Source organism: Pseudomonas abieticivorans, from assembly GCF_023509015.1.
GTDB classification, from domain to species: Bacteria; Pseudomonadota; Gammaproteobacteria; order Pseudomonadales; family Pseudomonadaceae; genus Aquipseudomonas; species Aquipseudomonas abieticivorans.
Genome location: NZ_CP094975.1, coordinates 159706 through 185737 on the forward strand (window position 1 = coordinate 159706; position 26032 = coordinate 185737).

Here is a 26032-nt window from a genome sequence, read left to right on the forward strand (position 1 = left end):
TATTCATTTGAATTAAATGCCGACGTTTTATAATGACTGCCGGGGCTTAATGTTATTTTCAGAAGATTTTAATATTCAGGGGGCAACCGTTAAAATCGCCAGTGGGCGCGTGTCGACGTTCAGTTCAAACTCGCCTTTGTCAGGGCTACACGATGAGCGCTCATCACCCGCTGCCAGCGCAAATTGCTGGCAACTCGAATAACCACGCAGCGCCGCGCGCACCGGCATGCGGCCTTGATCCGCCCAGAAGATGTCCAACTGCCGCAGCCCGTCTTTCAAGGTCAACTGGTTGAGGCTCCCCGTCTTCACGTAGCCCTGCAGGGTGAAGTGCTTGAGCGTTGCCAGTGCCGCCTGGATATCGGCCAGCGCGGGTTTCGACACCTCGTCGGCCTGCATGAGGCCAAAATTCTGCTCGCGGCTGATCGCTACGCTACCGGAGTCTTTCCAGGCATACACACTGGCCGCCTTCACGCCGGCCGCAATGTTGGCCAAGTACATGCGCAACAACAGGTTGGCCTGCATGGCTTGGGTACGTACGGGAAAGTAACTGGCGTAGCCCCACTCCGAGGAGACGATGCCGATAGTGCCCAACCCATGTGCATCCAGGTTCGCCCGAAGCACTTGGTAATCCTGGCTCACGGTTTCGGGCGTGCGCCGATAGGGGTGCACTGAAATGTCGGTGATGCAACCCTGTTTCGCCGCACGTTCGATATCGCTGCCAAAGCGTGCATAGCGGCTGTCACTGTAAGGAAACCTGGCGAAACCAAAGCCCATCAAGTGCTTGGGCTTAACGTTGGCAGCCTTTAACTGGGAGCAGAAGGCAGCCACTGCATTGGAAAAAACCGCCTCGTTGCCCGGGGTTAAAAACGTCTTGATCTCCGGTTCGTTCCACAACTCCCAAGCTTGCACCTGGTCAAGATGGGCACCTACGAAGGTCGCTGCAAATTGCGCAAATGCCTCGGCCGGCTGCGGGTCGGCGGCCACGGTGTTGCCCCACACCTGATTGCCACCGAACAACGTCACCAATGCCTGTAAACCATGGGCATTGATCCGTGCGAGCAAACGATCGTAGTCAATGACGCCCGGCTGCAACAGGGCCACGGGTGGCCGAACACCAAAACGAACGAAATCGAACCCCGCCGCCTTGATGCGTGCAAGGTCATCATCCGTCACCGCCTTGGGCATGATCTGCACGCCCAATGGCACCGGCAGCGCTGTGTTGAACATGGGTGCCGCCTGGGCGGCAATCGATGCGAACAACCCTATCAACAATAGCGACGCGCGCTTGAACATGATGTTCCCCTTAGGCCGCACGCTCATAACGAACGGAACAGCTTCACGTACTGTTCGATGAAACGGATGACATTGTGCTTTTCGTTGTAGGCCTTCAGCGCGTTGTCGGCATAAAGCGTCTTGTGGCATTTATCCAATGTCTGGATGACCGCGTACAGCCCGTTGGCCGTGCCATCGAACACCAGCCCGTTGTAATCGGACACCACCACGTCCGGGAGTGCACCTCGATTACTGGCGATCACCGGCAAGCCGTTGCGAAAGGCCTCCAAGGCACACAGGCCAAAGCCCTCCCAACGCGATGGCATCACCAAAAAGTCGGCAGACAGGTAATAGGAGTCGATGTCCTGGGCCCCGATCCAGCCGTGGTAGAACACATTGCCCGAGAACACGAACTTGGGCGGTTCACCGGCCAATACCGAATCCCCGACCAAATGAAAACACAGGTTATTGGGGCGCTTGTTGATCATCCGGATGGCATCGAGCAGGATATCGAAGCCTTTCTGCCGGTCGAAGCGGCCGACGAACAATACGTTTATTTTGCTTTTATCAAAACAACTCAACACGTCCGCCGACGTGGCCGGCAGCACGGTGTTTTCGATCAAGGTGCACTTGTTGGAAAAGCCCAGTTCACGTGTCTTGCGGTGCTCGTAGTGAGAGATATTCACCGTGCGCCTGGGAATAAACGACATACCGCGCTCCACGAACTGGATAACCTTTTTGACGCGCGCCGAGCTGTCGCGAAAGCTCGCCCAGCCATGGGGGCAATACAGCGTCTTGACGTGTTTGCCCAGGAACGGATACGCCAGGCACAGGCTGATGCCAGCGAAGGTGCTGTGCGCAAAGATGACATCGGGCCGTGTCTGGCGCACCGCCCAGACCAGCTTGATTGCCAGCGAGAGGGTCCCTGCCAAGCCTCGCGCGCACTCATGGGCAATCACGCGGTCGGACATGACCTGGGCCTTATGGGCCTCGGGTATCAAATAGGAAAACTCGCAATTCAAGGCCTCACGCTGGTGTTCCAGAATATTCAGGTAACTGGCGATACCCCCTTTGGCCGTCTCGGCGACGTTCAATACCCGCAGCGTTCTATTCATGCTCTTGACCCGTCCATAGCGTGAGTGTTTGGCGCCTGGGGCACCGCATAAAGGCAGAAGGCGTAGGCCGTCATGTGCCTGAGGAACGACCCCAGGTCCGGCTCGAAAAAGGTCTGGATCAGGAAGTTGGAAAACAGCAGGGCCATCAACGGGTGGCTGTAGTTGCGATTCCTGACGATGAGTACGATCACGCTCCACAGCACCATGGACAGCAGAAGCTCCTGGGGCCGGAACGAAAAAATCGGGGCAAACAGAAAGCGCACCGCGCCGTACAGCGAGTTGGGCAAGGCGGTGATAACGCCGTTGGGCGTCAGCAGGTTTGAAAAAATGGTTTTCGAGTCGCCCAGCCCCTCCCTGCTCGTATTGACCGTGTCCCGAGCCAATTGCAGCTGCGTCCAGACATCCCCTGGCAATACCACGCAAGCCACCAGTGCCAGGCACAGCAGCCCGGTGCGCAAACGTCCATGAGCGGAAAAAAAACAGGTCAAGAACACCATGCCCGCCGCGATGAACGCGTAGTAAAACCTGAAGAAGTAGGCGTACAGCACATACAGCGAAGCGATGAAGACCACCTTGAACACTTTGCTGCGGCCCGACAGGCACGCCAGGCAGCAACTGAAGTTCATGACAATCACGATCGCCTCTTTCGACAGCTTCAAGTTGAACAAGGTGAACGGCAACATGTACAACACGGTAAAAGCCATCAGCTCGTAGCGCCGCGAACGGAACGACATCAGCACCACGACACAGATGACCCCGACGAGCAGGAATACCTGCGCGCCCTCTTCACCCAACGCGCTGAACACCCAGGCGGTGGTGACGAACGAGTCGGCCTGGGCACTGCTCAGGTCCACGTAATTAATCAAGTTGCTGATCGTGCCGGCGTCGGTGAAGAAGTACTTGGGCAACAGCACGTCTTGGAACAGATAGATGGCAAATACAAATGACATCAACAACAGGCACAACAACAGCCGTGCCCCCAGCGTTACATCCTGACGGTTATTCATGATTGATCATTACGCCAAGTGACTTTCGACTTCGTCCATCAACTGGTGAATCAACCGCGGGCCCCGGCTGCTCAGGCGGCTGTCGAGGTGTTCATCGATCAGGGCAACGGTCTGCACGGCCGTGGGCAGCACGGTGTCGATAAACAGGTGCTCGCGGTTGATCGATTTGAAAAATGACTCAAGTTTTGTGTCCCAGCGCAGCCCGATGGAGGTAATGCCCAGGGAGTAGGCGATAATGTTGGCGTGTAACCGGTGCGCCACGATCAGGTCATAGCGGTTGATGGTATTGACCAGGTCGCTCGGCGTTCTGGGCTTTTGCTCGCACACGGCCACCCACGCGGCACACGCCTCATGGATCTCGTCCTTGAGTAATTCGTCCTCACTGGCACCGTTGGTAAACAGCGAGACGTGATAACCCTGCTGATTGAGTAACTTGACCAGGCTTTCGAAATAATCGCGGGTTTGCGCATGGAACGCCCTGCCCAGGCGACCCTGCACATCGAGCCCCTTGGGATTGGAAATGCAAATTCCAATTCTTCTGTGCTGATCGCCTGGCAGGCTTTCAACCCGATAGCACTGCTTGGAGTTGACCCCGGGGTCGGGCACCACCTTGACCGCCAGGTGGGGGTTGATCAACCGAATGAAGTTCTGCCTGGACGCTTCGTCGCGCACCGAGATCGACTGTGGGTTGAAATTTTTCAGTGCCCGGCGAAACAACAGCCTGCCCACGGGGCTCAAGGTGGGTGAAACGCCGACAAACGCGATCACCGTTTTCAACGCGGGCAACTGCTTGGCGGTCAGCGACAGGAAATACAATTTAAGCGGGAAGTTCAGCTCCTCATCCAAAAATAGTTGCCCACCACCCAAGGTCAGCAGATCAGCCTCGGCCAATTTCGAGCGCCAGGATTTGCGCCACACCCCCAGGTATTTCAAGTAAAAAAACAACGCCAACAGGGGTTTGCGGCCCATGGAAGGGATGGCTGAGAGCACCCTGAATTTCAGGTCCGATGAGGTCGCGCCCGTCTCGAAATCGTCGCGGCCGGCGATGTCCAGCGGCGATATGTTCGTGGCCTTTTGGGTGCCGTCGTACAAGTTCTTGATGTTGTCGAAAATGATCCCGTCGCCCAGGTTCTGGCTGAAAGGCACCCCTCCAATCACGATATTCATGCGCGCACCTCTGCAGAATTAAAACGGGACAACACGATCGTTACCAGCACCACCAACACGATGCTGGCTGCCGTCAAGTTGACCCCCAGTAACATCGCGCCAGTGGTCAACGTGTGCTGGTGGTCAATGAAATGCAGGGTGAAACCGGCCAAGCCGACTAGCATGGCCAGCAGTACGTAGTGGTTGAACCCCGATGACTTGAGAATGGTCCGCCCGGACTGGATGACCGCCAGGCTGACCGGCAAGATCGCCAGTGGCGACAGGCCGATGCCGCTGAACGCCTGGCCGAAGATCAAGCGAGGTATTGCATCGCCCCCCAGCATCAGCAACGCGCCATACAGTGCGCTTGCCCCCACCCCCAGCACGGCCAACTGTGCGCACTGGCGGTAGTACGCAGTGCGATCGCCCCCCCGCAGCTTCATCAGCCTTGGCAGGTAATGATTGGACAGCGCTATGCCGAAGTACTGAGCAGGCAGGATCAGGGTCATGACAACGCGAAAATAAGCCGACCCCGCCGTGTCGCCACCGGCCAGCAGGAAAATCACCACGCCATGGGTCATGGCCCACAGCACCACTTGGGCGGCGCTATTACTGATGCTGAAGCCGATCCAGGCGCGAGGTTCGATGGCGTAAGGCTCACCGCGACCCAAGCGTCGCCAGAAATACAGCGCCGGGCTGCCCAGGCACAGAGCAATCAGCGCCACGATCAGGTCCAGTGAGGCAATGGCGGGGTAGAGCAGCAACGTCGACAGCACTGCCACCTGCAACACCGGTGGCACCAACAGGCCAAAGGTCTTGCGATTGAGAATGGCCAAGCTGCGCAATGTCCAGTACATGACAAATGCCATGAAGAAAAACGGCAACAGCACGACCGTCAACTCGCGCCCCGTGGTGATCGCGAAATACCCGGTGGCAAGCACTGCCAGCACCGCCACGGGGTACAGGATGTTCAACAGGCTGCGCAATTCAAGCGCCTGCCCGCGCCGGCCAAACATCAGCAGGATATCGGCAGTGGTGCAGGCGTGGATGATGCTCAGCAGGATCACCGACGAATACATCGCGCTGAACAAGGCAAAGTCGGCCAGGCTCAGTACCCGCGCGGCGATCACCTGGGTGACAAAGAACCCGCCCGTGTAGGCGCCCTGCTCCGCTAATGTCCCGAGTATCTTTTTCATGGGTATCCTGGCGATCAGTGGCTGTGGGACTTGTAGTCGTAAACGTACCCATAGCCGCCGTACCCATAGCTATTGGTGGCGGTCCTGCGCAAACCGTTGAAGATCAGGCCGCCAACACCGACTCCGTTCTGCTGCAGCTTCCTGAGGGCATAGCTGATCTCTTTGACCGGGCTCAAACCAAACCGGGCAACCATCAAATTGGTGCCGCAATGGCGTCCGATAATCAGCGCATCGGTCACGGCCAGTACCGGTGGGGTGTCGATGATGATGAAGTCGAATGCGTCATCAACCGCACGGATGAACGCCTCGAAGTTAGCGTGCATCAGCAGCTCCGAAGGGTTTGGCGGTACTTGCCCACGAGCAACAAAAAACAGCCCCGCCACCTCGGTTTCATGAATGCACTGGGACAATGGCGAGCGCTTGACGAGGATGTCCGACAGGCCGTTCTGCGCCTCTTTGCCAAACACCTCGTGGATATAGCCTTTGCGCATGTCGCCATCCACCAGCAACACCCGCTTACCCGCCTGGGCAATCACCGTGGCCAGGTTGATCGAGACGAACGTTTTGCCCACCGACGGGCTGGGGCCGGAAATCATCACGCACTTGTTGTGCGATTCCAGCATGGCGAAGTGCATGCTGGTGCGCAGGCTACGCAGTGCCTCGATCGCGGTGTCGGTGGGGTGACTGAAGGCAAGCAACCGCGAGGTAACCCCCGCGACCAGGCTTTTGGAGCGCCCCGGCTTCTGCTCATCCTGCAGCAGGCTCTGGGGGATCGACGCATACACCGGCAAGCCGAATTGCTCGATGTCTTCCACCGACTCGACACCTCGGTTCAAGCTCTTGCGAATCAGCACCAGGGCCACCGAGATAAACGCGCCCAGGAACGTGGCGATCAGGATGATCAGCAGCTTCTTGGGCTTCACCGGTTTGGTCATGTCGGCATCAGCACTGTCGATCAGGCGCACGTTGCCTACCGCCCCGGCCCGCATCACGTCCAACTCCTGGGACTTGTTCAGCAACTGGGTGTAGATTTCGCTGCTGACCTTCACGTCCCGCGTCAAGCTCATCAGTTCTTTCTGGGTTTCAGGCAACGCTTCGACGCCCTTGGCCAACGCTTGCTTTTGCCCATTCAGCTGACTGATTTGCTTGACCAATGCCTGGTAGGCAGGGTGCTCGTGGGTGTACTGGCGGTCCATCTCCAACTGCCCCAGGCGCAACTGCGAAATTTGCGTATCCAGTGCCACGATCCGATCCAGCACCGCCTTGGTTTCGACGCTGATATCGACAGTGCCTTTGCGGGTTTGGTAGGCGTTGAGCGCTGATTCGGCTTTTTCCAGGTCTTGCTTGACCGACGGCAATTGTTCCTTGAGAAAGTCCAGGCTTGCCGCCGCTTCGGCCGAAGTGCGCTCGACATTCTGCTTGACGTAAAGGCTGCCAATTTCATTGAGAATCTGTTTGGCACGTTCAGGGTCACGGTTTTCCAAAGACAGTGCGACGATGCCGGAGTCCTTGCCTTTTTCAGTCACGTCCATGTCGTCCTGCAAGCGCAGGATGGTGGTCATGGGGTATTCCTTACGCACCGTGAACCGGGCACCCGGATTGGCCTCAAGGGTGCGGACCAGAATCTTCACACCCTGCTGATCGGCTTCGACGCCTACGTGCCCTTGCAATAAGAGGTTCTGGTCGTCATCAAGCAGCTCATAGGCTTGATCGTCGAGGGCGCGCAAGGTCAGGTCTTTTTCCAACAGTGCGTCTGGCACTTCAAGGGTCGTGACACTGGCGCGCTCACCGCCCCAGTTATATCGCTCAAGGCCCAAGCGCGGTGGGGCCAGGTCGGTGTTGGCTGACTCATAGCGCTTAGCCAGGAAATACCCTACCCCTGGCAAATAACGGGGCTGCACGATGATATTCAGCCTGAGGTTTTTGACCGCCTTGCCGACCACCGAGCGGGACTTGATCAACTCTATTTCAGTGGCCGCTGGCGAGGCGCCACCGAGCATGCTGGAGATATCGGACAGGCCAAAAATATCAGCCTTCTTAGGTTCCACCTGCACCAGTGCATTGGCGCTGAAAATAGGCGGTGTGAACACCGAATAGGCGATGGCCACGGCCATGAACACCGAGGTTAGGCCGGCAATTTTCCATTTGCTGTCAATCAAGTTGGCAGCCAACGCGACAAACTCATGAGTGTCGCTTTCGCTGTGCAAGGCCTTCGGCATGATCGGTTGCATTCTAAACTTCTTCAGTAGGAGCGCTTGAATTGAAAATCCACAAGGGAACCCGCCGATACCGCGGCGAACAGACACTATGCTAATGCTGATGCTGGGCGCGCGGCTGACGGTTTATAACACCAGGATCACCAAACTAACTTTATGGGTAGGCCAACCGTTTGATCCACGCCTGCACCCCCTCTTCAATCAATGCATAGGCCTGTTTGAACGCGCTCTCGCCTTTACAGTAAGGGTCGCTTATTTCCCGATTGCCCTGCCATTTACCCAGTAGGAACACCTTGCCTCGGGCCTCTGGTGCCAGTTTCAAAATGCGCTCTACCTGGTGTTGCTCCATCACCAGGATCAACTCGCAATCGCTCGCCGCCTGACGGGTAAACTGCCTGGCACGGTGCTCTGGCGCAGCGTGGCCATGAGCTTCCAAGACACTGCGCGCCGTCGCTTCGATCGGCGCGTCGACCAATGCCGCAAGCCCCGCCGAATGAATTTCAATGGCCGAAGAGCTCAACGCTTCGCGCAACAACTGCTCGGCCATTGGGCTTCGGCAAATATTGCCAATGCACACAATTAGAACCCGATTAATCAACGAACTTACTCCGGCAACATCAACCTGATAACGTCAATCAGAGTACGCACTGCGCGGCCGTGTTAGCTGACAGTTATTAACGCATGACCGTGCAGCAGGACAATTACTAACATCCCGGGATTGCGCGCACTTTTACATTTGTCAGCCACCCAATTAATAAGGTAAAAAGTTGCTGAGGTACTAAGCTTATTGACATCCCGCCCACCGCAAAGCTCATCGCTTCAACTTTAAGGTACGCCCATGATTCGCAAGTGTTTATTCCCCGCCGCCGGTTATGGCACGCGTTTTCTACCGGCGACAAAAGCCATGCCCAAGGAAATGTTGCCGATTGTCAACAAACCCCTGATCCAGTATGCCGTTGAAGAGGCACGAGACGCAGGCCTGCAACACATGGCCATTGTTACAGGTCGCGGTAAACGCGCCTTGGAAGACCACTTCGATATCAGTTACGAGTTGGAGCATCAAATTCGCGGAACCGAAAAAGAGTCCTTCCTGGCCGGCACGCGGGAATTGATCGAAACCTGTACGTTCTCCTACACCCGGCAAGTCGAGATGAAGGGGCTAGGCCATGCCATTCTCAGCGGGCGCCCGTTAATTGGTGACGAACCTTTTGCCGTGGTACTCGCCGACGACTTATGTATCAACTTGGCCGGCGATGGCGTATTGGCGCAAATGATCGCACTGTACAAACAGTTTCGCTGCTCAATCGTGGCCATTCAGGAAGTCCCCGCCGACCAGACCCATAAATATGGGATTATCGCCGGCGAGCAGATTCGCGATGGCATCTATCGCGTCAACAGCATGGTCGAAAAGCCCAGCCCTGAAACTGCACCCTCAAACCTGGCCATTATTGGCCGCTATATTTTGACCCCCGACATCTTTGACTTGATTGCCGACACCGAGCCCGGCAAGGGCGGTGAAATTCAGATCACCGATGCGCTGATGAAGCAGGCCCAAAGCGGCTGCGTATTGGCTTACAAGTTCAAGGGGCTGCGCTTCGATTGCGGCGGTGCGGAAGGCTACATCGACGCCACTCAGTTTTGTTACGAACAACTGTACCTCAAAGGTCGCTGAGCCCGACCTTCGGCCGCTCACGACAGGGCGGCCTGCCCCATTACCTGAGAAGGCCTCACCATGAACGCCCTTGAATATCTTTTTGAAACGTTGCCATTGGTGGAGCGAATGGGTGTATTCCCCAGTTCCGGCGATATCCTCCAGGCTTTGCCCAACGCCGACGCCTGCCTGACTCGGTTGCGTGAGCGCTATGCCGCCCAGGCACTGGAGATCGATGAGCGCCATGGCTTGCGGATGGTGTTCGAACAATGGCGCTTTTGGGTGCACCGGGTACAGGGCGAGGCGGCGGTCGTGCTGCGCGTGGACAGCCGGGGGGATGTAGGCGTGCTCGGTGATAAAACGCAGGAATTACTCAGTCGCTTGAGAAGTTTCACGGCGGATCAATAACGGGCCACCTGCGCCCGCCCCGGCCAATCCGCCCGCTCAAACGCATGACTGACCCCCGAGATGGCCATCGCACAATGGTTAAGCAGCGACTCCGCCGTGACCTTGGGTATGCCGGCACACAGGATAATCACCGTAACCCCTATGGCAATGGCCGATATGGGAATCGATTCGGCGTCCAACCGCTCCAGGCGCACTAAAAACACCAGGGCTGCGACGCACCCGGCGATAGCGCCGGCAATCGCCTCCGGCAACGGATGAACGGCAGGCGCGATGAAGGTCACGCTAAACCAAACACTGGCTACCAACCCGACCACCGCCGCTGGCCAACGCAAAGCCGGATGCCATTGGCGTGCCAACAAGCTGAGGCCCACCGTGCAAATCAGGCAGGCATTCATCGCATGGCCGCTGATTACCGCGATGTCCAGGCTGTCGATACCCACGCCCCAGCCCTTGTAGAGGATTTTGCTGGTGGCCACCACGGCGTAAACGCCGAGCAATACGGTGCCCCACAGGCAAGCCGCGCGGCGCGAGGCGTTGAACCACAGCCACAGTCCGATCACGATCGCTGCAGGGAGCATGACCGTGATGCCAGCGTATTGGGCGATTGCCAACCTGGAATCCAATGGAGCCTCGTATCAAAAGGTGGATCAGCGCGCAATCATACGCGCACGCCGGCCTTGGCGCGACAAGCCGTCGGCAGTGCCACCGGCCCCAGGCGCAATGCCGAGTAACTGACGATGTCCATCGCAATGCCTTCCTCTACCAGCAGTTCGAACAGCGCCGACTGCGCCTCGAACCGCCCCTGGCGGTCAATTTTTTGCATCTGATGCATATGTTGAAACAACACGTGAGTCACCTGCAGCGGCGTATTTGAACGCAAGCAGCGCAACCAATAAGGCATTTTTGCTGATGTTTTGCGCTGCTGGGCTTGCGCGATCGCAGCCGCCTGGGGCGCAGTACTTTTTGAGGTAATCAACATCACCTCAAAGACATCGGTCAACTTCCTCAGCACATGGCCCAGCATTAAGTTATTCAAGGCGCCCACGCAGACACTCCCGTTAAAATAATTAAGTGTATTCTCATAAAAATGCAAACACCGGGCACACACCTAATTCGTCACCTTCATAATACGACGCCTCCCTTAACGCGCGCATGACGTTTTATAACAGATACGGCAATTACTAACCGCCGCAAGCTGGACGACACTTAAAACACTGACGACTTATAACAATGATTGACAGCTCCTAACGCTTATCCCACATTAATAACAGCGGTATTAACCTCACTTTTTATTATCCTAGCGCACACCTTGCTTATTTCATTTTCGGTACAATGCATGTCAGCGTCGGACGATATCAAGAAACTCTTTTCACGGATTGGCGCAAGTTCAAGCAACTATCAGGAAATAACTCCTGTACCGCACTGCACTACTACTAAAGTAACGGATATAGAATCGGCCGCCGCGCCTCTTGCCTCGACACCCGGCAGCCCTTCTCGATTGCTGCGCGACCTGCTGACTGAACTGAGCCAACAACGCTCGACGAAAGCCGATCGCCGGTACCGCCAAACGGCTGCCACCCTCATCGCGCTGGTGTCGGCCAATGGGGGCACGGGTAAGACCACGCTGGCGGCGGGCCTGGCCAAGACCCTGCAAAACCCGGGGGCGCGCACCCTCGCCATTGACCTGGACCCGCAAGGCGCTCTGCCCAATCACCTGGGCACGCCGCCACGGGCGCCAGGGTTGGCACAGTTGCTTGCGCCCGGCGATAGTTGGAACACCTACTGTACGCCCGGCTACAGCCACAGTGAGTGCCTGGGCTACGGCATGGCCGACGAGGCGGCATATCGCACCCTCCAGCAGCAGATGCTGGAGGACCGCGATTGGTTGGGCCGGCACTTGGCGGGCATGGATTTGGGCGAACGCGACACGGTGATCCTAGACACCCCCTCGGGTGCTTCAGAGGCGACGTTACAAGCGATCCAGGTGGCCGACATGGTGCTGGTGGTGAGCCTGGCCGACGGTGCTTCCTACCTCGCGCTCGACAGCTTGCCCCAAGGGCTGGGCGCACGTGCGCCGTGCACCCGGCATGTGTTGAACCAGGTCGATGAGTCGCGCACTTTTTGCGAAGACATGGTGATGTTGTTTGAACAGCGGCTGGGCAGCGCCTTGATCGGCTCGGTGCGCCTGGACCATCAACTGCGTGAATCACTGGCTTACGGTCGCGACCCGCTGCTACGAATGCCCCAAGGCATCGGCTGCCGCGACGTCAACACCTTGGCCGGCACACTGCGTGAACTGTTGGGCGAGCGCGCCGCGCAATGATCGCCTTCCCTACCCCTCAGGCCTGCCTGGACACCTTGGCGGCGCATATCAGCGGCTGGCCCAGGCCTGCACAGTGGCTGATGCGCGCAGGCTTGACGCTGATCGTCATCGTCATCCTGATCGGTATCCTCAGCGCCCCGCTGGGCCTGCAGGCCCAGGCGGTGTTCGCCAGCTTCTGTTTTTGCCTGAGCCTTTGGGTGCGCAAATACAAGGGCCGCCTGGCCATCATCAGCCTGATCATCCTGTCGTTGATCGCCTCGTTGCGGTACCTGTACTGGCGCCTGAGCGACACCTTGAGCTTTGAGACGTGGGAAGACGCGGTGTTCGGTTACGGCCTGGTGCTGGCCGAGTTGTACGCACTGATGGTGCTGGTATTGGGTTACGTGCAAACCGCCTGGCCGTTGCAACGCAAACCGGTAATGCTGCCAGCCGACCAACAACAATGGCCCACGGTGGACGTGTTCATCCCCACGTACAACGAAGACCTGAGCATCGTCAAATTAGTGGTGCTGGCGGCGCAAGCCATCGACTGGCCAGTTGGCAAATTGCGTGTGCATGTGCTCGACGATGGCCGGCGCGACACCTTCAAGACCTTCTGCCGGCAGGTCGGGGTGAACTACATCACCCGCGACAACAACCGCCACGCCAAGGCCGGCAACCTGAACGAAGCGTTGAAAGTCACGCACAGCGAATACGTCGCCATTTTTGATGCCGACCACGTCCCCACGCGCTCGTTTCTGCAAATCACCTTAGGCTGGTTTCTCAAGGACCCCAACCTGGCGCTGCTGCAAACGCCGCATTTTTTCTACTCCCCCGACCCCTTCGAAAAGAACCTGGGCACTTTTCGTTCCGTGCCTAACGAAGGCGAGTTGTTCTACGGCCTGGTGCAAGACGGCAACGACCTGTGGAACGCCACGTTCTTTTGTGGCTCATGTGCGGTGATGCGCCGCAGCCATTTGCTGGACGTGGGCGGCATCGCTACCGAGACCGTCACTGAAGATGCCCACACCGCCCTCAAGCTCAACCGCCGCGGCTACAACACCGCGTACCTGGCTATCCCCCAGGCCGCCGGGCTTGCCACCGAAAACCTGTCGCGGCACATTGCCCAGCGCATTCGCTGGGCACGTGGAATGGCGCAAATCTTTCGCACCGACAATCCCCTGTTGGGCAAGGGCCTGAACCTGGGCCAGCGGGTTTGCTACCTGAACGCGATGATGCATTTTTTCTACAGCCTGCCACGCCTGGTGTTCCTCACCGCGCCCCTGGCCTACCTGATATTCGATGCGCAGATATTCCATGCCTCGGCACTGATGGTGACCGTGTACGTACTGCCGCATATCGCCCACTCCAACCTCACCAACTCCAGCATTCAGGGGCGCTTCCGCCACTCATTCTGGAACGAGGTGTATGAGTCGGTGCTGGCCTGGTACATCCTGCGCCCGGTGCTGCTGGCACTGGTCAAACCCTCGCTGGGCACGTTCAACGTGACCGACAAAGGCGGCATCATCAAAGAGGATTACTTCGACTGGCAACTGGCCCGCCCCTACATCATCTTGTTGACGCTGAACGTGCTGGGCCTGCTGTTCGGCGCAGTCAAGCTGCTGTGGAGCGATACGTCTGTTTCCACCACCCTGGCGATCAACCTGGTGTGGACCCTGTACAACATCATCATCGTGGCCACCGCCGTGGCCGTGGCCAAGGAAGTGTCCCAGGTACGCGCCGAACCCCGGGTTGCGGCCAACCTGCCGGTGCGCATCCTGCGCGCCGATGGCAGCCATTTCGACTGTCATACCCAGGACTTCTCCCAGCGCGGCATCGGCGTGAAGTTGCCCGCTGGCATCACCCTGGGCCTGGGCGAAAAAGTGCACGTGTGCATCTTGCGCGAGCCTCCCTCCAGCCTGTTTTGCGCCTCGGCCATTTTCCACGAGGGCGACATGGCCGGGCTGCGCCTGGACGACCTGCCCCTGACACTGCAAAGCGAGTTAGTGCGCCTGACCTTCTCGCGTGCCGATACCTGGGCCTCGACCTGGGGCAATGGGCAAGTCGATGCCCCCCTGCGCGCGCTGCTCCACGTCAGCGGTATCGGCCTGCACGCCATTGGCGACTTGTTCCTGAGCAGTCTGGGTGCGGTGCACCTGCGACTGCGCCCGCTATTCACCCGCACGCCCTCCCTGCCACCTACCGTGGAAACGCCCCAGCCTTGAACTCTTTTACCCCCCGCGGCCTGCTCGCTGTCCTCACGTTTTTTGCTGCATGTCCCTGTGCGTTGGCCGATGCACCGGCCGATGACGCTGCAACCGTTCACTACAGCCGCACACTCAAGGCATTGGGCAAAAGCTACTCGATGACCCTCAAGGGCGTGGAGGCAACCGACAGCGTCAATTTCGACGTGCGCGCCGACGAACTGGTGACCGCTGCCCAGTTGACCCTGGATTACAGCTATTCCCAGGCCTTGCTGGCCGACCTGTCGCAAATCAACGTGCTGGTGAACGACCAGGTGGCCGCCACCCTGCCCTTGCCCAAGGCGCAGGCCGGCACCCCGCAGCGACAGGTCGTGCAGATCCCCGCGCAATTGATTACCGAGTTCAACCGCCTGAGCCTGCAGTTCATCGGCCACTACACGATGCAGTGCGAAGACCCGCTGCACTCCAGCCTCTGGGCACGCATCAGCAACGACAGCCTACTGGACCTGACACTCACGCCCATCGCCCAACCCAATGACTTGGCGAACTGGCCGCTGCCATTTTTTGATCGTCGCGATGCCCGGCCGCTGAACCTGCCGTTCGTGTTTGCCAGCGCACCGGACAACGCCACCCTGGAGGCTGCCGGCACCTTGTCGTCACGGTTTGGTGCACTGGCCAGTTACCGGGGCGCACGCTTTGGCGCGCAAATCGGGCAACTGCCTGCCAGTGGTAACGCGGTGATATTCGTCAGTGGGCGTGAGGCGCAGACCGTTGCCGGTCTCAGCCTGCCTGCCCCGCAGGGGCCTACGCTGAGCCTGCTCACTCACCCCGGCGACCCACTGGGCAAACTGTTGATCGTGGCCGGCCGCGATAGCGCCGAGCTCAAGGTTGCGGCCAGCGCGTTGGCTTTGGGTGGCAAGGGCTTATCGGGGCAAAGCGTGACCATTGGCAGTGTCGACGCGCTCAAACCGCGACGCCCCTACGACGCGCCCAACTGGTTACCCTCTGATCGTCCGGTACGCCTTGGCGAACTGGCCACGGCTGGCCAACTCAATGTGGCCGGCTACAACCCGGGGCAGATCACCGTGCCCCTGCGTCTGCCACCGGATCTGTTCAGCTGGCGCGAAAGTGGCGCACCGTTGAACCTCAAATACCGATACACCCCACAGCCGGTGGCCACCAACTCGTCCTTGCTGATCAGCTTCAATGACAGTTTCATCCAGTCGATCGCGCTCCCTTCGGTGGACAAGCTTGGCGCTGCGAACAGCGTGCTGGCCGCCTTGAAAAGCGATGACAGCCTGGCCCGCGAGTCGCATCTGCTGCTGCCGCTCAATGCGGTAGCGCTGCAATCGCGCCTGCAATTTCGCTTCATGTACGACTACATCAAGCAGGGCGATTGCCGCGACATCATCATCGACAACATGCGCGGGGTGATCGACCCGGACTCGACCCTGGACCTGAGCCATTACGAACACTTCATGGCCATGCCCAACCTTGGGGTATTCAAGGACAGTGGCTTCCCGTTCACGCGCCTGGCCGACCTGTCGGAAACCGCCGTGGTGCTACCCGAGCACCCCAGCCCCGCTGAGCTTGGCGCCTACCTCACGGTGTTGGGGCGTTTCGGCGAGTCCACCGGCTACCCCGCCACGGGTGTCAGCGTCGTGCAAGCCGACCCACTGGCACGCCTGCGCGACAAAGACTTGTTGGTTCTGGCCACTGCCGTTGACCAACCGTTGCTGGAACAGTGGCAGCGGTTCATGCCAGTGGCACTTGCGGGTGAGGAGCGCTATTTCGAACTGTCGGACCTGCCCCTGCGCGTACGCGACTGGTTGAGCCCAGACCCCAAGGCCAACCTGCGCGAAGCCCGCGACAGCCTGCGTTACACGGCTGCAGATGAGGGCGCCTACCTCGCAGGCTTTCAGTCGCCCTTGCAGCGCGGGCGCAGCGTGGTGCTGATGATCGCTGCCCGCCCCCAAGGCCTGGGCGAGGTGACCGACGCGCTCATGGACAACGGTGAAGACGCCCATCCCTTGCAAGGCAGTCTGGTGGTGATCAAGGGCAAGCTCGTTGAGTCACTGGTGGCTGAGCAGGACTATTACATCGGCAGCCTGGGCCCTTGGCGTTGGCTGCAATGGCACCTGTCGCAAAACGTCTGGCTGATGCTCCTGGCCACCACCAGCGCGGTAGGCTTGCTGGCCGCTATCGCTTACCTGGCTTTGCGAGCGCAGGCCAAGCGGCGCCTGGGCGAATGAGCGCCGGCGTACGAGGGATAATCGGCGGCCTGGCCCTGGCCCTGCTGCCATTGGCCCAGGCTGCCGCTGCCTGCCCGGTGCCCGCCTGGCCACTCTGGCAACGCTATGCCAGCCAGTTCGTGCAAGCCGATGGCAGGGTGCTGGAGTCGGCCATGGCGGCGGACCAGAGCACCTCCGAAGGCCAGGCCTATGCCATGCTGTTTGCCCTGGTGGGCAACGATCAACCACGTTTCGACGCCCTGTGGCGCTGGACGACCGCAAACCTGGCCGGCGGCGACATTGCCATGCACCTGCCGGGCTGGTTGTGGGGACGCGGCAACGATGGCCAATGGCAAATCCAGGATGCCCACTCGGCCAGCGATGCCGACCTGTGGTTCGCCTACGCCTTGCTGGAAGCCGCACGCGTATGGCATCAGCCTGGCTACCGCGACGATGCCCGCAAGCTGCTGGCCAACGTAATGTTGCAACTGCTGGTAACCCTGCCAGGCCTTGGCCTCATGGTGCTGCCCGGCCCCCAAGGCTTTGCCGGGGAAGATCACTTGTGGCGCCTGAACCCCAGCTATCTGCCTTTGCCGCTGCTGCGCAGGTTGGCGCTCGACAGCGACGAGCGCTTGTGGCACGCCGTGGCCAACACCAGCGTGACCCTGTTGCAACACGGCAGCCTGCACGGCTTTGCCGCGGACTGGGTGGGTTACCGCGCGACCTCCGAACAAGGCGGCCTATGGGTCATCGACCCGATCAAGGGCGATGTCGGCAGCTACGACGCCATTCGCGTGTACCTGTGGCTGGGCCTGGGCGCGGCCACCGAACCCAAGGCCACAATGCTGTTGCGCACCTTGGACGGCATGCTGGCCCCCACGGCCTCGCAAGGCGTGCCGCCGGAAACAGTCAGCCTGTCGACCGGCACAACGCAGGGCCAGGGGCCGTTCGGCTTCAGCGCTGCCCTGATCCCATACTTCCAGGCCCTGGGCCACCCTTGGCTCGCCGACCTGCAACGGCGACGTGTCGACCAGGCGCTGCAAGCAGAACTGGCCAACCCGGTCACCGGCCGCAACGCGCCACGCTACTACAACCTGATGCTGAGCCTGTTCGCGCTCGGCTGGGCAGATCACCACTATCGCTTCCGGGATGACGGAACGCTGAGCCTTTCCTGGGAGACTGCATGCCCCCGCACTACCCAACCCTAACCCTGGCCATCGTCTGCGCATGGCTGGCCAGCCCCGCCCACGCTGCGCAACCGTCAGCCCAACTACGCCTTATCGAGCAGGGCCAATACTGGCAACAGCACGACAACCCGCAACGTGCGACAGAGGTGTGGAACAAGCTGCTGTTGCTGGACCCGCGCCAGCCAGACGCCCTGTATGGCCTGGGCCTGATTGGCGTGCAGCAGGGCAACGCGGACCAGGCCAGGCAGAGCCTCGTACGGCTGCAAGCCTTGCAACCGCCCACGCGGCTTGCGCTGCAATTGGAGCAGGACATCCGCCTGGCGCAGCCTCAAAGCCAGGAGCGCCTCAAAGAAGCGCGCCGCCTGGTGGATGCCGGTGCCCGCGGGCAGGCCACCGCGCTCTATCGCGAGCTGTTGCAGGGCCGTCCCGCCCAAGGCCTGCTGGCGCGCGAATACTTCAACAACCTGGCCTTCAACGACGGCGATTGGCCCGAGGCCAAGGCCGGCTTCGAGCGCCTGATACGCGAAATGCCTGATGACTCCATCGTGCCGTTGTTTTACGCCAAGCAACAGGTGCGCCGCGAAGACTCCCGCGCCGAGGGAATCCGCGCCTTGCAACAACTGACCCAACGCGTGGATATCGCCGGTGATGCCGACGAAAGCTGGCGCCTGGCGCTAACCTGGATGGGCCCACCTGAACCTGCGCAACGGCCGCTGTTCGAGGCATTCCTGAAGGCCCACCCGGACGACGCAGCAATCCGCGCGCAATTGGACAAGGGCTTGCAGCAAGCGGCAAAAGCCCATGCGCCGGCGGCCAAGGCAAAACCGGAGCCTGTCACGGTACAACCGCAGGCACCCTCGCCCAACGGCCCCAACCACCAGGAACTGGCATTGCGCGCAACCCAACAGGCCGCGGCGGCAGAGCGGCGCGGCGACCGCGAAGGTGCCCGCCAGGCCCTGCAGCAGGCCCTGACGCTTGAACCCGACAACGTCTGGACCCGCTTCGCCCTGGCGCGCATTTACCTGAGCCTGAACCAACCGCAACAGGCCAAGGCACTGCTCGACGTGCAACTTAAAAACCACCCCGCCAGCCCGGATGCCTTGTACGCCAGTGCACTGCTGAATGTGCAGACTGGCGATTACACCAGCGCCCAGGCCAACCTGGCCCGCGTGTTACCAGCCCAGCGCACCCCCGATATGCAGGCCCTGGCCACCGACATCAACCTCAACATTCAGGTGGGCCAGGCCCTGGACCTGGCCAATCGCGGCCAGCGCAGCGAGGCATTGACCCTGCTCGACCGCCTGCAGCCCACCGTTGTTCACAACCCCGACCGCGTAGCCAGCCTGGCCGGCGCCTACCTGAACGTGGGCGACACGGCCAGCGCGCACACCTTGATGCGCGAGCAGTTGCAAGGGCATGCCGCGCCCTCGGCCGACTTTGTGCTGCAATACGCCAGCATGCTGCTGGCGAGCGGCGACGTCGATCAAGTGCAAGGCATCATTCAGCAACTGCAGGGCCAACCACTGAATGCTGCCAGCGGCAAGCGCCTGGACGACGTGCAGCAACAGTTGCGCATTGCCCAAGCCGACCAATTACGCAACCGCGGTGACCTGGCGGGTGCCTACGAGGTGTTGGCACCGGTGCTGGCGCAACACCCGGACAACATCGCCGCCGTGTCAGCCCTGGCGCGCATGTACTCCGCCCACGGCGAAACGAGCAAGGCACTGGCCCTGTACAAGGCATTGCTGCAACGTCAGCAGGGCAATGCTGCGCTGCTGCTGACCGCCGCCGATGCCGGCTTACAAGCCAAGGACAGGCCCTTTGCCGAGGATGCCTTGGCCCGCTGGCAAAAAATCAACAGTGCCACGGCTGCTAGCCTGGCCGAAGCCGCTCGCCTGTACCAACTGTTGGGGCACAATGGCACGGCCACTGACCTGCTGCGCCGTGCCGTGGCTCTGGAACACAACGATTCGCGCAGCCGCCCAGACAACCCCGTCACCGGGCTGCCGACAAGCAACCCGTTCAGTCAAGCGGCAACCAACCCGTTCAGGTCGGCGGCACCGCTGCTCGATAACGACAGCCCCGCCCAACAGGCGCTCGACACCCTGCTGCGTGAGCGCAGCGCCTACGTGCGCCAGGGCTTGAGCATCCGCAGCAACGACAGCGAAGCGGGCCTGAGCAAGCTGACCGACATCCAGGCCCCGCTGGAAATCGACTTGCCGGTAGGCGATGACCGCGTGGCCCTGCGCGTAACGCCAGTCTCGCTCAACGCTGGCAGTGCCAACAGCGAGGCCCTGGCCCGCTTCGGCACTGCGGCCGACAGTGGCTCGCCGGGCTCGCAAAAAGCTCAGGGCACCGGCGTTGCGCTGGCCTGGAAACAACCAGGCACAGGCCTTAGAACCGACCTTGGCATTACGCCGTTGGGGTTTGAGTACAGCACCGCCGTGGGCGGTATCAGCATCGAGCGACCGCTCAGCGACGAAGGCACCGTGCATTACGGCATCAATGTCTCGCGCCGCGCGGTCACCGACAGCGTCACCGCGTTTGCCGGTACCACCGACAAACGCGAGGGCTTGGCCTGGGGCGGCGTCACCGCCAACGGCGCACGTGGCCAACTGAACTTTGACGACGGCGATGTCGGCGCCTATGGCTACGCCTCCTGGTACGCATTGGTAGGGCACCATGTCGAAAACAACCAGCGCCGCGAACTGGGTGGCGGCGTGTACGGCTACCTGCAAAACGCCACCGACCGCCAGTTGACCCTGGGGCTGAGTTTGACCGGCATGAGCTACGCCAATAACCAGGATTACTTCACCTACGGCCACGGCGGCTACTTTAGCCCGCAAACCTTTTTTGCCCTGGGCATCCCCCTCACCTGGGCCCAGCGCAGTGGGCGCCTGAGTTATCTAGTCAAGGGCTCAGTGGGCGTGCAGCACTTGGAGCAGGACGGCGCCGACTACTTCCCCACCGACAGTGCCCGCCAGGCGAGCTCCGGGCTCACCTACAGCGGCCAGTCCAAGACCGGCATCGGCTACAGCCTGGCGGCGGCAGCCGAATACCGCGTGGGCAACCACATCGTGTTGGGCGCCAACCTGGGCCTGGACAACGCCCGTGACTACCAGCAGGTCAGCGGTGCGTTGTCATTGCGCTACCTGCTCGAACCGAACGACGGGCCCCTTGCCCTGCCGATCAGCCCTTACGCCTCACCTTACGCCAACTGACCCCCTGGAGCTTGCCATGCCCTCTTCCGTACTCGCCGGCCTGACCTTGCTGGTCTTGGGTGAAAGCCACATGAGCCTGGCCGATCACCTGCTCGAACCCTTGCATGACAACCTCACCCGCCAAGGCGCCCTGGTGCATTCGATCGGGGCCTGCGGGGCCAGCGCCGGCGACTGGCTGATCACCAAGCCCGTAGACTGCGGCGCCGAACGCACCGGCACCGGCAAGCTGCTGATCAAGGGCCGCGACGCCACCACCGCGCCTATTCAGGCGCTGATCGCCGCCGACAAGCCCGACCTGGTCGTGCTGGTGATCGGCGACACCATGGCCTCCTACGACAAGCCGGTATTCCCCAAGGCGTGGGCCTGGCAAAGCGTGACTAGCCTGACCAAGGCCATTGCCGCCACCGGTACCCGGTGCGCCTGGGTGGGGCCGGCGTGGGGCAAAGCCGGTGGTATGTACCAGAAAAACGATGCGCGCACCCAGTTGATGTCACAGTTTTTGGCGGCCAACGTGGCGCCTTGCACCTACATCGATTCGTTGAGCTTTTCCAAACCCGGCCAGTGGGTCACCACTGATGGCCAGCACTTTACCGTGGCAGGCTACCAGGCCTGGGGCAATGCCATCGCTGATGCGTTGGCGAAGTTGCCAGCGTCCAGCGTGCATAAGGTGGCCGCCCAATGAGCCGTTTGCTGATAGCCCTGCTAGCAGTCGCCACTGCCAGCACCCAGGCAGCCGACATCGCCTTGTACCCGACGGGGCCCAGCCAGGATTCGGCATTTTTGCGCTTTATCAACCCGCAAGCTTCGCCCTTGGACCTGATCGCAGGCGGCCCCGACAACCGGCTGCGCCTGGACAGTACGCAGCCGGTTTCCAACTACCTCACGGTGCCGGCCAACCAGGCGATCAAGGGCACATTATTGCGCGACGGCAAGCGCCAGATGCTTTCAATTCAGGTGGCCCCCGGGGAGTTCGCCACCGTGATCGCCCTGGGCACGACCAGACAAGGCATCGAGCCCATGGTGGTGCGCGAGCAACCAGACGACTTCAACGCGCTGAAGGCTTCGGTGGCCTTCGTCAATGCCGACAAGGGCTGTGCCCGGGCCGGGCTGCGGCCCGCGGGGCTGAATGTCGAGCTGTTCTCAGCCCTCGCCACGGGCGAACTGCAACGGCGAGCCATCAACCCGCTGCACCTGGCCGTGCAAGGGCGCTGCGGCGATGTGGACGCAGGCCCGCCGCTGGACCTGGGCCTGCTCAAGGCCGGTGAGCGTTATACCGTGCTGTTGCTGCCTGGGGCAAACGGCCCCGTGTTGCTGCGCACCCTCGACACCTTGGCCCATTGACCGGATCGTACCCCTACCATGGTGTTTGCCTCACTCGAATTCCTGACGTTGTTCCTGCCGCTGTTTGTGTTCTGCTATGCGCTGTGCCCGGCGGGGGGCCGCAACCTGGTGCTGCTAGTCGGCAGTTGGCTGTTCTATGCCTGGCTCAGCCCGCTGTTCTTGCTGCTGCATGTCCTGCTCACGCTGGTGGCCTGGGTCAGCGGGATGCTGATCGAGGCCTTGGTGGACCAGGGCAAACGGCCCCTGCGGCTATTGCAAGCCATGGTGGTGTTTTTCACCGCCGTGCTGTGTTGGTATAAGTACGCCAATATCCTGGCCGCCAGCCTTAACCAGGCCCTCGCCGCCCACGGCCTGCTACCCGTGGCCTGGCAACACGTGATCATGCCGGCAGGGCTGTCATTCGTTGTGCTACAGGCCATCTCCTACCTGGTGGACGTGTACCGCCGAACCGTGCCTGCCGAACGCAGTTTCATCCACTTCGCCACGTATATCGCCATGTTCGGCCACTCCATCGCCGGGCCCATCATCCGCTATGACTGGGTACGCCGCGAGTTGCATCGCCGGGCGTTCAACTTCCAGGGTTTTGCCCTGGGGGCCCGGCGTTTCATGGTCGGCATGAGCATGAAAGTGCTGGTGGCCGACACCCTGTCGCCGCTTGTGGACGTCGCGTTCAAGTTGCCGGCCCCAACGTTCGCCGATGCTTGGCTCGGCTGCCTGGCTTACTCGCTGCAACTGTTTTTCGACTTCGCCGGCTATAGCGCCATGGCCATCGGCCTGGGGTTGATGCTGGGCTTTCACTTTCCAGAAAACTTCAACCACCCCTACCTTGCCCGCAGCCTCCAGGACTTCTGGAGGCGCTGGCATTTATCACTGTCCAGCTGGCTACGCGATTACTTGTACATTGCATTGGGCGGTAACCGTGGGGGGACGTGGCGAACCTATTGCAACCTGTTCCTGACCATGGCAATTGCTGGCCTGTGGCATGGCGGCGACAGCTGGAACTACCTGTTGTGGGGCAGCGCCCATGGGCTGGCACTGTGCATGACCCGGGCATGGGCCCGCTCGACGATGCCGCGCCTGCAACGGCCCTTGTCCCATGCCTTGACGCTGCTGTTCGTGTGCCTGGCCTGGACGCTGTTTCGCGCCCCGGATTTTGCCACCGCCCTGCGCATGTACGCCGCGCAATTGGGCTTGAGTGATTGGGCGCTGGGCGACGCATTGATCGTGACGCTGCGCCCGGTGCACTCCTTGGCGGCCGGCCTGGGCGTGCTGGGCATCCTTGCACCCGTGCTGGTGGCTTGCACTGAAAAACGCTTCGGCAACCTCGCGCCGTTGGTTGCCGCCCTTTGGCCCGTCATGGGGTTCCTGCTGTCGTTCGCCTTGATCGCCAGCCGCGAAACCGTGCCTTTTCTGTATTTCCAATTTTGATGAACATACCAGAGCGCACGCCCACGCCGCCCGATGCCCCGGCGCGCCGAACCAGCCCCTTGGCAGGCCTTGCCCTGCTGCTGTTTCTGTTTTTCGGGCTGCTTAGCAGCGGCCACCTGATCAGCGTCCAAGGCCTGATAACGGCGCCTGCGAGCAGGCAACTGTTCTCAACACTGCATGGCGCGATCACCCAAGGCTGGGCCAGGCAATTGGCCGATGCCCAAATGCCCACTGTTTTCGCCCGCATTGAACGCGGCGCCGGTTGGTGGCTGTTCGGCGACCTGGGCCCGCGGGTTCGCCAAGGTTGCCCTGGTTGGCTGTTTCTCAGTGACGAGTTGGCGATCGACCCACAAGCACAGGCCCATGCCGATCAGAAGGCGGCGGCCGTGATCGACTTAAACCAACAACTGTCGCGGCGCGGCGTGCAATTGCTGGTGGTGATCGTGCCGGACAAGACACGTATAGCGGCCGCACAACGCTGTGCCCTCCCACGCCCGGCCGTGCTCGACGCGCGCATACGCCAATGGGCCGCGCAACTCGACCGCCACGGTGTACACACCCTGGACCTGACCGCGGTGTTGAGCCCCCTTGGCGCCAACGCGTTCTGGCGCACCGACACCCACTGGAACGAGCGCGGGGCCCAAGCGGCGGCAGAGGCCATCAGCGCGCGCTTCATCGCACTGAAGCTTACGGCTTTGCCCCGGCAAGCCTTCGATCTGCAGAACGTTGCCCCGGCCCTGCGGCCCGGCGACCTGGTGCACCTGGCAGGCCTGGACGACCTGCCGCTGAACCTGCAGCCTACGCCCGAGCGTGCCACCCGCAGTGTCGTCAGCCCACGCGATGAGGGCTCCACTCCCGCGCCGGTCAGCCTTGGGGCATTACTGGGTGACGACGACCTGCCTGACACCGCGCTGGTGGGCACCTCGTTTTCACGCAACTCCAACTTCGCAGGCTTTCTGCAGCGCGCTCTAGGCGCGCCGATCGGCCCCTTCGCCCTGGATGGCGGCGGGTTTTCGGGCGCCATGAACGCCTACCTCAAAAGCCCGGCGTTCAAGGCGTCCACCGTCAGGCAGATCATCTGGGAGATCCCCGAGCGCGACCTGCAATCGGCTTACAACCAGGCCATCGGCTTTCGCTAACCCTCAAACTCGCGCCTGCCAGGCGCGCAGTTGATCGACAGTGGCCGTTACCCCGCCGCACACCACGATCAGCACCTGCTCGTAGTCATCCAGCGCACCCGGTTCATAGGCCAACGCCAGGCTGGCGCCACAGGCCGGTTCCACCAGCAGGCGCTGGTCATCCAGAAAGCGCTCGCACGCGGCCAATGCCGCCTGGTCACTGACCACGTGGCTGCGCACCGGGTGGCGCTGGCTGAGGGCGAAGGCCTGTTCGCACACCTGGCGGGCGCCCAGCGAGGTGGCGATGCTGGTGATCGCGTCCAGGGTGACCCGCTGGCCGAACTGCAGGGTTTGGGCAAAAGAGTCGGCACCGCGGGTTTCCGCGGCCACCACCGGCACATCGTGCCAGCCGTTGCGCTGCAAGCCTTCGACCACGCCGCTGAACAGGCCGCCACCGCCCACCGACAGCACCACCGCATCGGGCTTGAAGCCGCTGCTGAACACCTCGTCGATCAACGTCGCGTGGCCCTGCCACAGCAGCGGGTTGTCGAAGGGGTGCAAGAAGGCGTCGTCCGGGCCCACCAGCGACAACGCCAGGGCGTTGGCCTCTTGCCAGGACGCGCCGTGCACGATGACCTCGGCGCTCTCCTGGCGGATCAGTTCCTTGGCCCGCTCGGTGGTGGTTTCAGGGACCACCACCGTCACCGGGATGTGCAGGCAGCGCCCGGCATAGGCCACGGCGATGCCGGCGTTGCCGCCCGAAGACGACACAAAGCGCCGCTTGCCCTGCTGCGCATAGTGCTCGCACGCCGCGCCAATCCCGCGAATCTTGAACGAGCCGGGCGGTTGCAAGGCATCGAGTTTCAGCCAGATGGAACGGCCCGATGCCAGGCTCAAGGGGCGCGACTCGATCAGCGGGGTGTGCAGGTGCAAGGTCATCAACGGCTCACTGTGGGCAGTTACTCAAATGCGGCGAGTACACCGCAGCT

General features: G+C 61.0%; 21 protein-coding genes. 11 read left to right on the forward strand and 10 right to left on the reverse strand.

Annotation, left to right across the window (positions count from 1 at the left end; translation table 11 throughout):
- Positions 1 to 75: 75 nt before the first annotated feature.
- The 7 genes from L9B60_RS00710 to L9B60_RS00740 all read right to left on the reverse strand — a co-directional run bounded on the left by L9B60_RS00710 (position 76) and on the right by L9B60_RS00740 (position 8550).
- The gene (locus L9B60_RS00710; protein ID WP_249675116.1) at positions 76 to 1293 is read right to left on the reverse strand and encodes a glycoside hydrolase 5 family protein; all 1218 of its coding nucleotides are present in this window, start codon (positions 1291 to 1293) and stop codon (positions 76 to 78) included.
- Positions 1294 to 1316: 23 nt separating this feature from the next.
- Positions 1317 to 2387 (reverse strand): glycosyltransferase family 4 protein, encoded by a 1071-nt coding sequence (locus tag L9B60_RS00715; protein WP_249675117.1) that lies wholly within the window; start codon positions 2385 to 2387, stop codon positions 1317 to 1319.
- A complete protein-coding gene (locus L9B60_RS00720) occupies positions 2384 to 3394 on the reverse strand; it encodes a hypothetical protein (protein ID WP_249675118.1) in 1011 nt (336 codons plus the stop codon). The genes L9B60_RS00715 and L9B60_RS00720 overlap by 4 nt, the downstream gene beginning before the upstream one ends.
- 9 nt (positions 3395 to 3403) lie before the next feature.
- A complete protein-coding gene (locus L9B60_RS00725) occupies positions 3404 to 4561 on the reverse strand; it encodes a polysaccharide pyruvyl transferase family protein (protein ID WP_249675122.1) in 1158 nt (385 codons plus the stop codon).
- Positions 4558 to 5736 carry a polysaccharide biosynthesis protein gene (locus L9B60_RS00730; RefSeq protein WP_249675123.1) on the reverse strand — a complete coding sequence of 393 codons (1179 nt, stop codon included), beginning with the start codon at positions 5734 to 5736 and terminating at the stop codon, positions 4558 to 4560. The genes L9B60_RS00725 and L9B60_RS00730 overlap by 4 nt, the downstream gene beginning before the upstream one ends.
- A gap of 14 nt (positions 5737 to 5750) precedes the next feature.
- Entirely contained in the window at positions 5751 to 7967 is a 2217-nt protein-coding gene (locus L9B60_RS00735; protein ID WP_249675124.1) for a polysaccharide biosynthesis tyrosine autokinase, read from the reverse strand.
- 139 nt (positions 7968 to 8106) lie between these two features.
- The gene (locus tag L9B60_RS00740) at positions 8107 to 8550 is read right to left on the reverse strand and encodes a low molecular weight protein-tyrosine-phosphatase (protein WP_283780549.1); all 444 of its coding nucleotides are present in this window, start codon (positions 8548 to 8550) and stop codon (positions 8107 to 8109) included.
- 240 nt (positions 8551 to 8790) lie between these two features.
- On the opposite strand from L9B60_RS00740, the gene galU reads away from it, so the two are divergent.
- Positions 8791 to 9624: a UTP--glucose-1-phosphate uridylyltransferase GalU gene (galU, locus tag L9B60_RS00745; RefSeq protein WP_249675126.1), complete on the forward strand. Its 834-nt coding sequence runs from the start codon at positions 8791 to 8793 to the stop codon at positions 9622 to 9624.
- A 60-nt stretch (positions 9625 to 9684) separates the two neighbouring features.
- Positions 9685 to 10011, forward strand: a complete 327-nt coding sequence (locus L9B60_RS00750) for a mannose-1-phosphate guanylyltransferase (RefSeq protein ID WP_249675127.1) — start codon at positions 9685 to 9687, stop codon at positions 10009 to 10011.
- On the opposite strand, the gene L9B60_RS00755 is transcribed toward L9B60_RS00750, so the two are convergent.
- Both L9B60_RS00755 and L9B60_RS00760 read right to left on the reverse strand, forming a co-directional pair.
- Entirely contained in the window at positions 10005 to 10589 is a 585-nt protein-coding gene (locus L9B60_RS00755) for a hypothetical protein (RefSeq protein ID WP_249675129.1), read from the reverse strand. The two genes, L9B60_RS00750 and L9B60_RS00755, sit on opposite strands and share 7 nt — an antisense overlap.
- An 80-nt stretch (positions 10590 to 10669) precedes the next feature.
- Entirely contained in the window at positions 10670 to 11056 is a 387-nt protein-coding gene (locus L9B60_RS00760) for a hypothetical protein (protein WP_249675130.1), read from the reverse strand.
- 453 nt (positions 11057 to 11509) lie between these two features.
- On the opposite strand from L9B60_RS00760, the gene bcsQ reads away from it, so the two are divergent.
- From bcsQ to L9B60_RS00805, 9 genes are all read left to right on the forward strand, one after another.
- Positions 11510 to 12334 (forward strand): cellulose biosynthesis protein BcsQ, encoded by an 825-nt coding sequence (bcsQ, locus tag L9B60_RS00765; protein WP_249675132.1) that lies wholly within the window; start codon positions 11510 to 11512, stop codon positions 12332 to 12334.
- Positions 12331 to 14538: a UDP-forming cellulose synthase catalytic subunit gene (bcsA, locus tag L9B60_RS00770; protein WP_438866047.1), complete on the forward strand. Its 2208-nt coding sequence runs from the start codon at positions 12331 to 12333 to the stop codon at positions 14536 to 14538. Before bcsQ ends, bcsA begins: the two co-directional genes overlap by 4 nt.
- A 62-nt stretch (positions 14539 to 14600) precedes the next feature.
- Positions 14601 to 16769 (forward strand): cellulose biosynthesis cyclic di-GMP-binding regulatory protein BcsB, encoded by a 2169-nt coding sequence (bcsB, locus tag L9B60_RS00775; RefSeq protein ID WP_249675134.1) that lies wholly within the window; start codon positions 14601 to 14603, stop codon positions 16767 to 16769.
- Positions 16766 to 17956 carry a cellulose synthase complex periplasmic endoglucanase BcsZ gene (gene bcsZ / locus L9B60_RS00780; RefSeq protein WP_249675136.1) on the forward strand — a complete coding sequence of 397 codons (1191 nt, stop codon included), beginning with the start codon at positions 16766 to 16768 and terminating at the stop codon, positions 17954 to 17956. Before bcsB ends, bcsZ begins: the two co-directional genes overlap by 4 nt.
- Entirely contained in the window at positions 17932 to 21156 is a 3225-nt protein-coding gene (locus tag L9B60_RS00785) for a cellulose biosynthesis protein BcsC (protein WP_249675138.1), read from the forward strand. The genes bcsZ and L9B60_RS00785 overlap by 25 nt, the downstream gene beginning before the upstream one ends.
- Before the next feature lie 16 nt (positions 21157 to 21172).
- Entirely contained in the window at positions 21173 to 21838 is a 666-nt protein-coding gene (locus L9B60_RS00790; protein ID WP_249675140.1) for an SGNH/GDSL hydrolase family protein, read from the forward strand.
- Positions 21835 to 22497, forward strand: a complete 663-nt coding sequence (locus L9B60_RS00795; RefSeq protein ID WP_249675141.1) for an alginate O-acetyltransferase AlgF — start codon at positions 21835 to 21837, stop codon at positions 22495 to 22497. Before L9B60_RS00790 ends, L9B60_RS00795 begins: the two co-directional genes overlap by 4 nt.
- 18 nt (positions 22498 to 22515) lie before the next feature.
- Positions 22516 to 23925: an MBOAT family O-acyltransferase gene (locus tag L9B60_RS00800; RefSeq protein WP_249675143.1), complete on the forward strand. Its 1410-nt coding sequence runs from the start codon at positions 22516 to 22518 to the stop codon at positions 23923 to 23925.
- The gene (locus tag L9B60_RS00805; protein ID WP_249675145.1) at positions 23925 to 25064 is read left to right on the forward strand and encodes an alginate O-acetyltransferase AlgX-related protein; all 1140 of its coding nucleotides are present in this window, start codon (positions 23925 to 23927) and stop codon (positions 25062 to 25064) included. Before L9B60_RS00800 ends, L9B60_RS00805 begins: the two co-directional genes overlap by 1 nt.
- Positions 25065 to 25067: 3 nt before the next feature.
- On the opposite strand, the gene L9B60_RS00810 is transcribed toward L9B60_RS00805, so the two are convergent.
- Complete coding sequence (locus L9B60_RS00810) at positions 25068 to 25982, reverse strand: pyridoxal-phosphate dependent enzyme (RefSeq protein WP_249675146.1); 915 nt, start codon at positions 25980 to 25982, stop codon at positions 25068 to 25070.
- Positions 25983 to 26032 lie beyond the last annotated feature (50 nt).